We start from the raw sequence: 11,925 nt of genomic DNA, 5'->3' as shown, positions 1-11,925 counted from the left end.
ACCTCCGACCTCCGTTTTTTCTCACCGACGCAACTTCCCGAGGAGCCGGTCTAACAGCCCGTCTGAGACCGCCGGCGAGCCGTCGCTCCAGAGCGTGAACGCGGCGACCGAGTCGGCGTTGCGGCTCGCCACGGCGTCCTCGTCGGCCGGCGCGACGACGGCGAGGTTCACCTCGTAGTGGCCGTAGTAGCCGAACTTCAGGAGCGTCCGGTCGGCGAAGTCGGACACGAACGCCCGGACTTCCTCCGGTACCGCGTCGGCGACGAGCACGAAGGTGAAGTCAGTCCCGTAGTGCTCCTCGTCGGGTGCTATCCACTCGTCGGCGAGCGCGTGGCCCAGTTCGACGAGCCGTTCGAGTTCGGCGACCGTCGCCGACTCGACCCGCCGCGCGAACATGTACTCCATCGCGTGGTGGTTGGCGTAGTTGATAGACCGGTGGAGGAACTGCTTTTGGCTCTCCATCCGCATCGAGCCGAACAGGTCGAACCGCTCGCCGCGGACGGCGTACTCCCGCTCCAAGTCGTAGTTGTACATGAGCCGCTCGGCCGCTCGGTCGAGGTACTCGTCGTCCCACTCGGGGCGGTCGAGGGCGGGACTGGCTGTCGATGCGTCCGGGTCGCTCGCCCCGTCCGCCCCGTCCGGGTCTCCTGCTCCCCCAGCGTCCTCGGGTTCGACGCTCCTCATTCCTCGTCGGGGTCGTAGGGCACGGCGTCGCCCGACACGGCCGGCGAGCCGAGCGCGAGCAGTTCGACGGCCTCGTCCGCGTCCTCGGGGTTGTACGCCCGGTGTGGGCTCTCGGGGTCGGCGACGAACAGGCCGTCGGCGCCGACTTCGAACGTCTCGTCCGGCGTCTCGACGAACAGCGTGCCCGAGAGGACGTAGAACGCCTCTTCCTGTTCGGTGTGGTAGTGATAGGAAAGCGGCACCTGCTCGCCGGGTGCGGCCCGGAAGCGGTTGAGCGCGACGGTCTCTAAGCCCCCCTCCCCGCCGATGCGGCGGAGTTCGCACGGGCGGTCCTCGGCGGGTTCGACGGCGGTGGCGTCCACGACGCGATATCCCATGAGACGGAGCAACACGTTCGAGCGTATAAGCCCGTCGCGACCCGCCCGGAAACCAAGGTTTATTCGTGATGGTTCCGAAGCGCGGCGCATGGCAGACTCGCCCCGCGAGGCGTGCGGCCGGTGTTCGATGACGACCGTCGTGGACGCCGCCGCGAGCGAGGACCGCGACCCGTTCGGCGACGACCGAATCGAGCTCGACGCGTCGGCGCTCCGGGCCGCGTCGCCGGCGGCGTGGCTCGGCCGGGTGTCGGCCCGCCTCGACGCGGCCGCCGAGCGCTTCGTCTACGGGGAGCGCTAGACGTTCTCACCCGTGTGCGAACCTGTCCCCTCGTAGAGTTTATACCGTCTGGCGCGTATTCCCGTCAACGACAATGGAAGAGAGCATCTCCGGGTTCAAACGCCGCGGCACCTGGGACGAGGTCGTCGAACACGGGGAGCGAATCACCCGAGCGCTCCGCGACGCCGACGTCGACGGCACCGCCTTCGACGACTGGGACGAGTGGCGGCCGAAGTCCCACGAGCGGCTCGGCGAGGACGTAAACGAGAAGACGGCCCAGCAGGCCAGCGTCGGCGAGGGCGAAGGCGAGAAGGCGGGCAAGACCCCCAACGACGACCTCAAGACGGCGGGAGAGAAGCTCTCTCGCTCCTACGAGCGGGTCGAGGAGGGCGACAACGAGGGGGCCGTCGAGTCATGGCAGGACTCCATCAACTACGTCGCTCGCGCGGCCGACTCCGCCGGCCGGAAGGCGCTCCGGAAGGTCGAGGACACGGTCTACCGCAACGTGATGACCCAGTTGGCCCCGTACTACTTCGACAACGAACTCGTGAGCGCGAACATCCAGCGGGTCGGCCGCGGCACCGGCGACGAGCGGTTCGTCTTCGAGGTGAACGTCAACGACGACGAGCTGAAGTCGATGGTGTCGGAGACGTTGCGGGGCTTCGAGGACGAAATCGACCGCTGGCACATCGACACGCCGAAAGAGACCGAGGTCGCGGAGGCCGTCGAGGGCGTGGAGGTGCCGACGACGGACGAGGAACACCGGTCCAACTGGACGACGAACTGAGCCGGGGCTGGTCTTCCCTCGCCGGCCTCGTCGCCCGCCGCCGGCACTCGCTTCTGTCGGCCCCAGCCGCGACCGACAATACTGATACCGCTCGCCCGCGAGCCTCTGGTATGCCCGAGCCGCTTCGAGTCGAGTCCGGCGAACTGACCGCAGACGAAATCCTCGACGCGCTCCGGGAGGGTCGTCGCGTCGTCGTCCGAGCGGAACTGCTCGGCGGCGTCCACGAGGTGACGCTCCGCCACGACGGGACGGTCTTCTACTGCGACACGCCGACGACGCTCCACAAACACGAGGACGAAGACGGGATGCGAGCCTGCGTGCTGAAGATGGGCTACGCGAAAGCGGAGTAGCGTCGGTGCGGCGTCCCGGCCGCGGCGGCCGCCCGCTCGCCTGTAGGTGAGGGTTTAATCCGACGCACGGCGAACAGGTGTGCATGGCCGACGCACCGGACATGGGCGAACTGATGGAGAGCGAGGACCCGAACTTCGGACAGGTCCTCGCGTGCGTCTTCGGCATCCAGAGCCACGAGAGCCGGACGTATCTCGCACTACTCGACAACCCCGGAAGCACCGTCGCCGAACTGGCGGAGGTGCTCGACCGCGACCGGAGCAACGTCAACCGCTCGCTGACGACGCTCCTCGACAAGGGTCTCACCGAGCGCAAGCGCCGCCTGCTCGACCCCGGCGGCTACGTCTACCAGTACACGGCGACGCCGCTCCCGGAGGCCAAGGAGATGATGCACGCCTCCCTCGACGAGTGGGCGGAGGACGTTCACGCCCGCATCGACGCGTTCGGCGAGTCGTAGGCCCCCGGTCGACCGCGCTCCCGGCGAGTCCGTCGCCCGGCAGGTGCCGCCCAAACCCGCCCGCTTTTGTCCCTCTGGTGCCACCGCCCGAGCAATGAGCCTCGAACTCACGGCACCCGCCCCCGAGGAGCCATCCGTCGCCGACGACGGCACCTGGCTCGAATGTATCGCGTGCGGCGCGCAGTTCGCGCCGTTCGAGGACGTTCGGTACACCTGCGACGACTGCGACGGCCTCCTCGAAGTCCGCTACGCGTCCCCGCCGACGTGGGACGACTTCGAGGGCCGCGGCGTCTGGCGCTACAACGCCGCGCTCCCCTTCGAGGAGGGCGTCTCGCTCCCCGAGGGCGCGACGCCGCTCCACGAGGTCCCGCGCCTCGAAGCCGACGTGGGCGTCGAGACCCTCCGCGTCAAACACGAGGGGATGAACCCCACCGGCTCGTTCAAGGACCGCGGCATGACCGTCGGCGTCCGCGTGGCGAAGGAACTCGGCGTCGGCCGCCTCGCCTGCGCCTCGACCGGGAACACCTCCGCGGCGCTCGCCGCCTACGGCGCGCGCGGCGGGATGGAGACGCTCGTGTTGCTCCCCGCCGGCAAGGTCGCCGCCGGGAAAATCGCGCAGGCGTCGCTCCACGACGCGCGCATCCTCGAAGTCGACGGCAACTTCGACTCCTGTCTCGACATCGTACAGGACCTCGCCGCCCGCGGCGAGGCGTACCTCCTCAACTCGCTGAACCCCTTCCGACTGGAGGGCCAGAAGACCATCGGCCTCGAAATCCTCGAAGAGTTCCACGAGGACTACGGCACCTACCCGGACCGCATCGTCCTCCCCGTCGGCAACGCGGGCAACACCTCCGCGCTCTACAAGGCGTTCCGCGAACTCGTCCAGTCGGGCGCGCTCGACGCCGACGACGTGCCGAAACTGACCGGCGTGCAGGCCGAGGGCGCGGCCCCGATGGTCGAGGCCATTGAGAACGGCTGGGACGAGACCCGCCGCTGGGACGAGGTCGAGACGCGCGCGACCGCCATCCGCATCGGCAACCCGGTCAACGCGCCGAAGGCGCTCCCCGGCATCCGCGAGACGAACGGCACGGCCGTCGCCGTCTCCGACGAGGAAATCACCGAGGCACAGCGCGACCTCGCGGGCGAGGGCGTCGGCGTCGAACCCGCCTCCGCCGCCTCCGTCGCCGGCCTCCGAAAGCTCCGCGCCGAGGGCGTCGTCGACGCGGACGAACAGGTCGTCTGTCTCACGACGGGTCACCTCCTGAAGGACCCCGACGCGGCGTTCGAGGCGGGCGACGACCCCGAACCCGTCCCGAACGACACCGAGGCGGTCCTCGAACACCTCGCCGAGTAGGGCGTCCGGCCCGGTACCGACCCGTCGCCGACGGCCGCGCACGACGGCGCTCGGAGCCCTCGGTCCGCGGGCGATGACGCGCGTCGGGTGCGCGTCTGACACATTCTTTTCATTCTGTGGTACGTCGTGCCACACGATGTCGCTCAGTAGCATGCCGACCGGAACCGTCAGTCGAGACGGGGCCGGGTCGAGAACGTACCCCCCGGACGGAACCGAAACCGGGTCGTCCACGGCCGCGGCCTCGTCGCCAGCCGCGTCCTCGACTTCGTCCGCGTCTTCACTCGCGTCCACGTCTTCACCCGCGTCCGCGTCCCCATCCGCGTCCGCGCCGCCTCGCGGTCGTCGTCAGTCGTCGCCTCCCGCCGACGCGCGGGGCCGAGACGCCCTCCGGCGCGAGAACGAGGCGCTCCGCCGCGCGAACGCCCGGCTCAACGCCCGTCTCGACAGCGCCGACGCCGACCGACAGCAGATAATCGACCGCTACGAACGGCTGTTGGCCGAGAGCCGCGGTCGCGGTCGAACGCGGGCCCACGGCCGCTCGGGCCGGCGGAACGACCGGTCTCGCCGCTCCGGGAGCGAATCGAGCGCGGCCGACGCGGTGCGGACCGCCGTCGGTCGCGTGGTCGACCGGGTCGCGTCGGCGCTCGGCCGACGGTAGTGCGGGCGGTGCGGGCGTTCGTTTAGAAAGAGGCGCGGGTCGGCCGCCTCAGAGCGTGATGAGGTCGACGTCGATGATGCGGTCGTCGGCGAGGAGCTTCTCGCGGACGCTGTCCGGCACGTCGTCGTCGAGGTTGTAGACGGTCAGTGCCTCGCCGCCGGCCTTCGCGCGGCGGGCGTTGAACATCCCGGCGATGTTCACGTCGTTCTCGCCGAGGACGGTCCCGATGAAGCCGATGACGCCCGGCTTGTCGTAGTTGCGGGCGACGAGCATCTGGCCGTACGGGATGGCGTCGAGGCGGTAGCCGTTGATGCGGACGATGCGCGGGTCCTCGCCGGTGAAAAGCGTCCCGGAGACGGTCATCTCCTCGTCGCCGTTGCGGACGGTGACGGTCACGAGGCTCTGGAAGTCGTCCGACTGGCGGGACTTCGACTCGACGACCTCGATACCGCGCTCCTTGGCGACCTGCGGGGCGTTGACGGCGTTGACCTGCCATTCGAGCGGCGCGAAGACGCCCTTCAGCGCGGAGGCCGTGACGAGTTCGATGTCCTCGCCCGCGATGTCGCCGGTGTACGTGACTTCGACTTCGCCGAGGCGGCCGTCGAGCAGTTGGGCGGCGATTTTCCCGGCGGTCTCGGCGAGACCGATGTACGGCTGGATGCGCGGGAAGGCGCTCTCGTCGACCGAGGGCGCGTTGAGCGCGTTGATGACCGGCTCGTCGCGGAACGCGGCGACGATTTGGTCGGCCGTCGAGACGGCGACGTTCTCCTGTGCGGCCGAGGTGGACGCGCCGAGGTGCGGCGTGACGACCACGTCGTCGACGGAGAGAAGCGGGTTGTCGGGCGAGACGGGCTCGTCGGCGAACACGTCCACCGCGGCCCCGTCGATGACGCCGGCGTCGACGGCCTCGGCGAGGGCGGCCTCGTCGACGACGCCGCCGCGAGCGCAGTTGACGAGGTAGCCGCTCCCCATCGTTTCGAGCTCGTCGGTGGAGATGAGTCCCTCCGTCTCGGGGGTCAGCGGCGTGTGGACGGTGAGGAAGTCGGCGCGGGCGAGACAGGCGTCGAACTCGACGAGTTCGGCACCGAGCTGGTCGGCGCGCTCTTCGCCGATGTAGGGGTCGTAGGCGACGATGTCCATCCCGAGCGACGAGAACTTCTTTGCGACCTCCTGGCCGACGCGGCCGAGGCCGACGACGCCGAGGGTCTTGCCGTTGACCTCGTTGCCGAGGTAGTCGGACTTGGCCCACTCGCCGTTCTTCAGGCGGGCGTGGGCCTGCGGAATCGAGCGCGCGGCGGCGAAGCCCATCGCGACCGTGTGCTCGGCGGCGGCGCGGACGTTCCCCTCGGGCGCGTTGGCGACGATGACGCCGTGTTGGGTCGCGGCGTCGATGTCGATGTTGTCGACGCCGATGCCGGCGCGTCCGACGATGACGAGGTCGGGAGCCGCCTCGAACACCTCGGCGGTCACCTGCGTTCCGGAGCGGACGATGAGTCCGTTCGCGTCGGAGACGGCTTCGAGTAGCGCGTCACCTTCGACGTCGTACGCGGTCTCTACCTCGTAACCGGCCTCGCGTAACCGGTCCAGACCCGCGTCGGCGATCGGGTCCGTGACGAGTACCTTCATGCGCGTAGGGTCAGACCCGCGCGGGTTAAGGGTTGTCACAACGGCCGATATCGTGACATTGAGACTGTCTCGCACGGTTTGGGGAGCGACGTGCTCGCCCACTAGTATTATCTGCCCGAACCCGATAGATTCGGTAGATGGTCTCCCGTCCCGAGAACGCTTCGCCGGCGACGCAACCGCCCGAGGTGTCGCTTCCGGATTCCGGTTCCGTGCTCATCGCCGGCCCGACGATGACGCGGAAGCGGCGGCTCATGCTCTCGATGCTCGCGCCCGGCGAGCGCGACGACGCGGGGACGGTCGTCGTGACGACGAAAAAGCCCGCGCCGAGCATCGCACGGGAGCTGTCGTACATCAGCGGGTCGCCCCCGGAGCAGTTCGAGGTCATCGACACGACGAGCGTCGCCGACCTCCTCGGCGACCGCGCCGACGCGGGGAACCTCCGGTACGTCTCTAGCCCCGGCGACCTGACCGGCATCGGCATCCACCTGACCGAGTCGCTCCGGGAGTACTACGAGGCGAGCCGGTCGGCCCGCGTCGGCCTGCACGTCCTCTCGACGCTCGTGATGTACACCGACCTCAAGCGGCTGTTCCAGTTCCTGCACGTCATCACGGGTCGCATCTCGGCGGCGGACTTTTCGGGCGTGTTCACGCTCGACACCGGCTTCGTCGACGAGCCCGAACTCGCGCTCCTCAAACAGCCGTTCGACGGCTTCGTCGAGACGCGCGACACCGACGGCGACCCCGAGTTCCGGGTCCGCGGCCTCGACGACGGCCCGCGGTCGTGGACGCCGCTTCGAATCTGAGCGGGCGTCGCGGCCGCCCCGCGGACGTTCTTACGAGTGGCACTTACGAGAGGTGCGTCACCGCGAGGTCGACCAGGGCGAGTTCGCCCGGTCGAACGTCGCGATGGCCCCCGACCACTCGTCGTGCGGATAGATGGCGACGACGACCTCGTCGAACCACCTGATGACGGCGTTCAAATCCCCGTAGTCGCCGAGTTCGGGCTCGTTGATGGGCTCGCCGAGCGCCTTCATCACGAGCGTCTTCACGCGCTCGCCGCGCTCCTCGGGTCCGAGTGCCTCGTCGATATCCTCGCGGAGGTAGAGCAGTTCGAACGTCTCGCCGTCGTACTGACCGACCGCGCGCACGTCGGCGTCGTCGAGGTCGCGCAGGCTTCGGACGAACTGTCGGAGCGGGCTGTCGTCCCCGTTGCCGAAGTCGTCGGTCAGGTCCGCTTCGACGTCGCTGAGCGTCTCGTGTTCGGCGTCGTGACGGTCGTCCATACGTGCTTGTCAGGGAGACGACGGATAAATAGCTGTGCGCGGTCACCCCTCATTTCCCGCCGGTGGCCGACTCGCCAGCGCGCGTCCCCCGCCGCATAACTGCCGACGCGGAAGCTTTGAAACCCCGCGGCGACGACGGGCAGATATGCGCATCATCGCCTTCGACTTCGACGGCACGCTCTCGGACTCCGAGATGACGGTCCTCCTCGGCAAGAAGAACGGCACGGCCGACGAGATGGCCGACATCACCGAGCGGGCCATGAACGACGAGATGAGCTACGCGGAGAGCCTCCGGTCGCGCGCCCGCCTCCTCGAAGGCCTCGAAGAGGAACTCGCAGAAGAGGCCTACGGCGAGGTCGAACTCCGCCCCGGCGCGGCCGACCTCATCCAGCGCCTCCGCGACTACGGCCACCACGTCGCCATCTTCACCGGCGGGTTCGAACGCGGTGTCGAGCGCGCGCTCGAAAAGGAGGGCGTCGAGGTCGACGACATCGTCTCGAACCGCCTGCCCGTGAAGGGCGGCCGCCTCACCGGCGACGTGGAGGGGTCGCTCATCGAGGGCACGAAGGACACGGCGCTGGAGAATCACGCCGCCGAACACGACGTGCCCATGGACCGCACCGTCGCGGTCGGCGACGGCGCGAACGACCTGCCGATGCTCGAAGTCGCCGGCCTCTCGGTCGGCTTCGTCCCCAAGGACGCGGTCCGCCCGGCCTGCGACGCCGTCGTCGCCTCCATGGACCGACTCGGAAAGCTCTTCGAGAGCCACGGGATTCTCGACGCCGACGAGTAGACTGCTTGGGGTCTGCTAACACTTATCATATTCGGGGCCGTAGCACCGCGCATGTCAATCAGCGACGTCAACACGCCCGAAATCTGGGTGGCGGGCTTCGCCTTCGTGGTCCTCGCGCTCGCCGCCCTGTCCGAGGGCGTCGTCCTCTTCGACGTCCGGACACTCGGCGTCGACGAGTCGATTCCCGCGGCCGTGGCAGTCGTGGGGACGATGCTGGCGCTGTGGTGGTTCGACGACGGGTGAAAACAAAAAAGCCGGGCTGTTCTGCGGCGTTTACCGATTCAGCGTGTGAATCGCCTGCCCGAGCGCGTTCTCGGCGGCCTCCATGACCGCTTCGGCGAGCGTCGGGTGGGTGTGGATGGTCGAGGCCACGTCTTCGAGCGTCGCGCCCATCTCGATGGCGAACGCGAGTTCGGCGATGAGCTCCGAGGCCTCGGGGCCGACGATTTGCGCCCCGAGGACGAAGCCGGACTCCTCGTCGGCGACGACGCGGACGAAGCCGTCTGCGTGGTTCGTCGTCAGCGCGCGGCCGGACGCCCGGAACGGCATCTGCCCGACGACGGGCGTGAAGCCGGCTTCCTCGGCGTCGGCCTCGGTCATGCCGACCGTGCCGATTTCGGGGTCGGTGAAGACGGCCGCGGGGACGGCCTGACTGTCGAAGGCGACGGGTTCGCCGGCGACGTGCTCGGCGGCGACGATGCCCTCCTTCGAGGCGACGTGGGCGAGCATCGGCGTGTCCTCGACCACGTCGCCGACGGCGTAGATGTGCTCCACGTCGGTGCGGCGGCACTCGTCGACCGAGAGGAACCCGCGGTCGTCGGCTTCGAGGCCGGCGCTCTCGATGTCCATCGTGTCGGTGACGGGCGAGCGCCCGACGGCGACGAGCACCTTGTCGGCGCGGTACTCGTTTTCCTCGCCGTCTTCGGTCTCGGTCGTCACCATGATGCCGTCGTCCTCCTCGCGCCAGCCGCTTGCTCCCTCGCCGAAGTGCATGTCGATGCCGAGGTCCTCGGCGCGCTTGCGGACGACGCGGGCCACGTCGGACTCGTAGCCCGGCAGGATGTCGTCGAGCATCTCGACGACGGTCACGTCCGCGCCGAGCTTGGCGAACGTCGTGGACAGCTCCATCCCGATGTAGCCGCCGCCGACGACGACCAGTCGCTCCGGGACGGTGTCGGCTTCGAGGGCGTCCCGCGACGACCACACCGGCTCGTCGCCGAAGTCGAAGCCGGGTATCTGGATGACGCGCGAGCCGGTGGCGATGATGCAGTGTTCGAACTCGATGGTCTCCGAGCCCTGCCCCTCGCCGCCGTGGGCGATACGGACCGCGTTCTCGTCTTTGAAGCGGGCGGTCCCCTCGATGAGGTTGACGCCGTTGGCCTTACAGAGCTTCTCGACGCCGCCTGTGAGTTGGTCCACGACGCCGTTCTTCCAGTCGCGCAGTTGCGACATGTCGACGACGGGGTCGGCGTGGATGCCCATCTCCTCGGCGTTGCCCGCCTCGTGGGCGAGGTTCGCGCCCGTGATGAGCGCCTTCGAGGGGATACAGCCGTAGTTGAGGCAGGTGCCCCCGTAGGCGTCCTTCTCGACGAGCGTCGTGTCGATGCCGTTCTGTGCGGCGCGGATGGCGGCGACGTAGCCGCCCGGCCCCGCGCCGATGACGAGCAGTTCGGTTCCGGTTGCGATGTCTCCGACGACCATTATTCTAACACCAGCAGTTTGGGGTCTTCGAGCAGTTCCTTGACGCGGTTCGTGAATCGAGCGCCCTGCGCGCCGTCGACGATGCGGTGGTCGAACGAAAGCGAGAGGGTGAGGACCTTTCGCGGCACGACCTCACCGTCGACGACCCGCGGCTTGTCTTTGATGGCTCCGAGCGCGAGAATCGCCACCTCGGGGTAGTTGACGATGGGCGTCGCGTACTCGCCGCCGATGCCGCCGATGTTGGTGATGGTGAAGGTGCCGCCGCGCATCTCCTCGGGCGCGATTTTGCGGTTGCGGGCCTTCTCGACCTTCTCGTTCATCTCGTCGGCGAGTTCGAGCATGCCCTTGCGGTCCGCGTCGTGGACGACGGGGACGAGCAGGCCGGCGTCGGTCGCGGCCGCGACGCCGATGTTGTACTCGTCGCGCAGGACGATTTCCTCGTTTTCCTCGTCGAGTTGCGAGTTGAGGTACGGGAAGTCCTTCAGCGCCGCGACGACCGCCTTCATCACGAACGGCATATAGGTCAGCCGCGAGCCGCGCTCTTCGGCGACGGGCTTGAGCTGTTCGCGCAGTTCGACGAGCTCCGTCACGTCCACCTCGTCGTGGTGGGTGACGTGCGGCGCGGTGTACTTCGACCGCTGCATCTGGTCGCCGATGGCCTTGCGGACGCCCTTGTAGGGGACGCGCTCGCCGGCACCGGGTTCGACCTCGGCGCTCTCGGCCGCCGGCGACCCGCTCGTCGCCTCGGCGGTCGCGGTTCCGGCGTCGGCCTCGGCGGCCACCGCCGAGGCGTCCGCGGCCTGCGCCTCGCGCTGGGCCTGCGCGTACTCCTCGACGGCCTCGGGCGAGACGAACGCCTCGCCGTCGCGCATCTCGGTCGCGGGCACGGCGTCGATGTCGACGCCCTTCTCCTTGGCCAGCGCGCGGGTCGCGGGCGCGGCGAGCGTCTGCTCGCGGTCGGCGCTCTCGGCCGACGCGGCGGACGAGGTCGCCGATGCCGACGTTCCCTCGTCGCGCTTCGCGGTCGCGGATTTCCCGTTGGTCTGGACGGTCCGCGGGCCGGTGGGTCCGTCGTCGCCTTCGCCGTCGTCTTCCGCGGCGGCGCGAACGTCGCCCTCGGTCACGCGGCCGCTCGGGCCGCTCCCGTCGACGGATTCGAGACTGACGCCGAGTTCGCGGGCGAGCCGTCGGACGCTCGGCGGGGCGAACACGCGCCCGCCGGAACCGGACCCGTCGTCGCCAGCGTCGTCGGCACCGCTCTCGGCCGCCTCGGAATCGGGCGTTTCGGCGTCCGCGTCGGCGGCCTCGGCGTCTGCCGCGGCCTCGTCGTCGTCGCCATCTTCCTGAATGGTGATGATGACGTTGCCGACGGGGACGACCTCGCCCTCCTCGGCGAGGAGTTCCTCTACCGTCCCGTTGAACGGCGAGGGCACGTCGACGAGCGCCTTGTCGGTCTCGACCTCCGCGAGCACCTGGTCTTCGGTTACCTCGTCGCCCGGCGCGACGTGCCACGTTACGAGTTCGCCTTCCGCGACGCCTTCGCCGACGTCGGGGAGTTTGAATTCCTTGAGCGCCATCGT

Annotated in this window: 14 protein-coding genes and 1 pseudogene; 9 read left to right on the top strand and 6 right to left on the bottom strand. The window is 69.0% G+C overall.

Features of this window, described 5'->3' with window-relative positions; all coding sequences use genetic code 11:
- Positions 1-21: 21 nt before the first annotated feature.
- Positions 22-684, bottom strand: a complete 663-nt coding sequence (locus tag IEV64_RS04580) for a DUF8052 family protein (protein ID WP_188423285.1) — start codon at positions 682-684, stop codon at positions 22-24.
- Entirely contained in the window at positions 681-1,061 is a 381-nt protein-coding gene (locus IEV64_RS04575) for a cupin domain-containing protein (protein ID WP_004968698.1), read from the bottom strand. Before IEV64_RS04575 ends, IEV64_RS04580 begins: the two co-directional genes overlap by 4 nt.
- 88 nt (positions 1,062-1,149) lie before the next feature.
- Between IEV64_RS04575 and IEV64_RS04570 the strand changes: the two genes are divergently transcribed.
- The 6 genes from IEV64_RS04570 (at position 1,150) to IEV64_RS04545 (ending at position 4,942) form a co-directional block, all read left to right on the top strand.
- Entirely contained in the window at positions 1,150-1,359 is a 210-nt protein-coding gene (locus tag IEV64_RS04570; protein ID WP_007274693.1) for a DUF8007 family protein, read from the top strand.
- Between the two features lie 73 nt (positions 1,360-1,432).
- The gene (locus IEV64_RS04565) at positions 1,433-2,125 is read left to right on the top strand and encodes a DUF5828 family protein (RefSeq protein WP_007274694.1); all 693 of its coding nucleotides are present in this window, start codon (positions 1,433-1,435) and stop codon (positions 2,123-2,125) included.
- Positions 2,126-2,235: 110 nt separating this feature from the next.
- A complete protein-coding gene (locus IEV64_RS04560; RefSeq protein ID WP_089777075.1) occupies positions 2,236-2,475 on the top strand; it encodes a DUF8001 family protein in 240 nt (79 codons plus the stop codon).
- Between the two features lie 83 nt (positions 2,476-2,558).
- Positions 2,559-2,930: a helix-turn-helix domain-containing protein gene (locus tag IEV64_RS04555; protein ID WP_188423284.1), complete on the top strand. Its 372-nt coding sequence runs from the start codon at positions 2,559-2,561 to the stop codon at positions 2,928-2,930.
- Between the two features lie 94 nt (positions 2,931-3,024).
- Positions 3,025-4,284: a threonine synthase gene (gene thrC / locus IEV64_RS04550; RefSeq protein WP_188423283.1), complete on the top strand. Its 1,260-nt coding sequence runs from the start codon at positions 3,025-3,027 to the stop codon at positions 4,282-4,284.
- Between the two features lie 136 nt (positions 4,285-4,420).
- Entirely contained in the window at positions 4,421-4,942 is a 522-nt protein-coding gene (locus IEV64_RS04545) for a hypothetical protein (protein ID WP_188423282.1), read from the top strand.
- A 48-nt stretch (positions 4,943-4,990) separates the two neighbouring features.
- Here IEV64_RS04545 and serA read toward each other — a convergent pair whose 3' ends face one another.
- The gene (gene serA, locus IEV64_RS04540) at positions 4,991-6,568 is read right to left on the bottom strand and encodes a phosphoglycerate dehydrogenase (RefSeq protein WP_188423281.1); all 1,578 of its coding nucleotides are present in this window, start codon (positions 6,566-6,568) and stop codon (positions 4,991-4,993) included.
- Between the two features lie 137 nt (positions 6,569-6,705).
- Here serA and IEV64_RS04535 point away from each other — a divergent pair, with 137 nt between their 5' ends.
- Complete coding sequence (locus IEV64_RS04535; RefSeq protein WP_188423280.1) at positions 6,706-7,371, top strand: DUF7504 family protein; 666 nt, start codon at positions 6,706-6,708, stop codon at positions 7,369-7,371.
- Between the two features lie 43 nt (positions 7,372-7,414).
- Here the strand turns inward: IEV64_RS04535 and IEV64_RS04530 are convergent.
- A pseudogene (locus tag IEV64_RS04530) lies at positions 7,415-7,851 on the bottom strand (DUF7522 family protein).
- Positions 7,852-7,996: 145 nt separating this feature from the next.
- Between IEV64_RS04530 and serB the strand changes: the two are divergent.
- Both serB and IEV64_RS04520 read left to right on the top strand, forming a co-directional pair.
- Positions 7,997-8,644 (top strand): phosphoserine phosphatase SerB, encoded by a 648-nt coding sequence (serB, locus tag IEV64_RS04525; RefSeq protein ID WP_008090876.1) that lies wholly within the window; start codon positions 7,997-7,999, stop codon positions 8,642-8,644.
- Between the two features lie 51 nt (positions 8,645-8,695).
- Positions 8,696-8,887 (top strand): hypothetical protein, encoded by a 192-nt coding sequence (locus tag IEV64_RS04520; RefSeq protein ID WP_004968686.1) that lies wholly within the window; start codon positions 8,696-8,698, stop codon positions 8,885-8,887.
- A 30-nt stretch (positions 8,888-8,917) separates the two neighbouring features.
- Here the strand turns inward: IEV64_RS04520 and lpdA are convergent, their stop codons facing one another.
- Together lpdA and IEV64_RS04510 are read right to left on the bottom strand one after the other, a co-directional pair.
- Positions 8,918-10,345, bottom strand: coding sequence for a dihydrolipoyl dehydrogenase (lpdA, locus tag IEV64_RS04515; protein WP_188423279.1), 1,428 nt, complete (start codon positions 10,343-10,345; stop codon positions 8,918-8,920).
- Complete coding sequence (locus IEV64_RS04510; RefSeq protein WP_188423278.1) at positions 10,345-11,922, bottom strand: 2-oxo acid dehydrogenase subunit E2; 1,578 nt, start codon at positions 11,920-11,922, stop codon at positions 10,345-10,347. Before IEV64_RS04510 ends, lpdA begins: the two co-directional genes overlap by 1 nt.
- Between the last annotated feature and the right edge of the window lie 3 nt (positions 11,923-11,925).

The sequence above is a fragment of the Haloferax sulfurifontis genome (genome assembly GCF_014635105.1).
Lineage (GTDB): Archaea > Halobacteriota > Halobacteria > Halobacteriales > Haloferacaceae > Haloferax > Haloferax denitrificans.
The sequence above is the reverse complement of the archived record's forward strand: the minus strand, read 5'-3'. Positions and strand labels throughout refer to the sequence as shown.

Bases quoted from the DNA above. Each gene is read 5' to 3' on its own strand.
- IEV64_RS04580 (WP_188423285.1), bottom strand. From the start codon at position 684: ATGAGGAGCGTCGAACCCGAGGACGCTGGGGGAGCAGGAGACCCGGAC.
- IEV64_RS04575 (WP_004968698.1), bottom strand. From the start codon at position 1,061: ATGGGATATCGCGTCGTGGACGCCACCGCCGTCGAACCCGCCGAGGAC.
- IEV64_RS04570 (WP_007274693.1), top strand. From the start codon at position 1,150: ATGGCAGACTCGCCCCGCGAGGCGTGCGGCCGGTGTTCGATGACGACC.
- IEV64_RS04565 (WP_007274694.1), top strand. From the start codon at position 1,433: ATGGAAGAGAGCATCTCCGGGTTCAAACGCCGCGGCACCTGGGACGAG.
- IEV64_RS04560 (WP_089777075.1), top strand. From the start codon at position 2,236: ATGCCCGAGCCGCTTCGAGTCGAGTCCGGCGAACTGACCGCAGACGAA.
- IEV64_RS04555 (WP_188423284.1), top strand. From the start codon at position 2,559: ATGGCCGACGCACCGGACATGGGCGAACTGATGGAGAGCGAGGACCCG.
- thrC (WP_188423283.1), top strand. From the start codon at position 3,025: ATGAGCCTCGAACTCACGGCACCCGCCCCCGAGGAGCCATCCGTCGCC.
- IEV64_RS04545 (WP_188423282.1), top strand. From the start codon at position 4,421: ATGTCGCTCAGTAGCATGCCGACCGGAACCGTCAGTCGAGACGGGGCC.
- serA (WP_188423281.1), bottom strand. From the start codon at position 6,568: ATGAAGGTACTCGTCACGGACCCGATCGCCGACGCGGGTCTGGACCGG.
- IEV64_RS04535 (WP_188423280.1), top strand. From the start codon at position 6,706: ATGGTCTCCCGTCCCGAGAACGCTTCGCCGGCGACGCAACCGCCCGAG.
- serB (WP_008090876.1), top strand. From the start codon at position 7,997: ATGCGCATCATCGCCTTCGACTTCGACGGCACGCTCTCGGACTCCGAG.
- IEV64_RS04520 (WP_004968686.1), top strand. From the start codon at position 8,696: ATGTCAATCAGCGACGTCAACACGCCCGAAATCTGGGTGGCGGGCTTC.
- lpdA (WP_188423279.1), bottom strand. From the start codon at position 10,345: ATGGTCGTCGGAGACATCGCAACCGGAACCGAACTGCTCGTCATCGGC.
- IEV64_RS04510 (WP_188423278.1), bottom strand. From the start codon at position 11,922: ATGGCGCTCAAGGAATTCAAACTCCCCGACGTCGGCGAAGGCGTCGCG.